The sequence below is a fragment of the Bacillus sp. SIMBA_074 genome (assembly GCF_046534555.1).
Taxonomy (GTDB): Bacteria; Bacillota; Bacilli; order Bacillales; family Bacillaceae_G; genus Bacillus_A; species Bacillus_A mycoides.
Genome location: NZ_JAWRYM010000538.1, coordinates 1 through 271 on the forward strand (window position 1 = coordinate 1; position 271 = coordinate 271).

A 271-nucleotide genomic window follows, 5' to 3' on the forward strand; every position below is an offset into this window, starting at 1 on the left:
CGGGACGGCAGCTCCAATTCCATACCCGGGCACAATCAGGTCTACTCGGTCTTGGGGGTATTGTTTCTGTGGATTGGCTGGTTTGGATTTAACGCTGGCTCCACTCTCGGCAGCACCTCTGGATTCTTCGGCTATGTCGCTGTCACGACAAATCTGGCAACAGCCGCAGGCGCTGTCGCTGCACTCGCCATCTCCTGGATCGTGATGGGCAAAGCAGACATCCCAAGCATGTTAAATGGCGTACTGGCAGCATTGGTAGCTATCACCGCTT

General features: G+C 55.4%; 1 pseudogene. It reads left to right on the plus strand.

Going from position 1 to position 271, the window contains the following annotated elements:
- Positions 1 to 271: pseudogene (locus SB773_RS31885) on the plus strand (ammonium transporter); the annotation flags it as partial.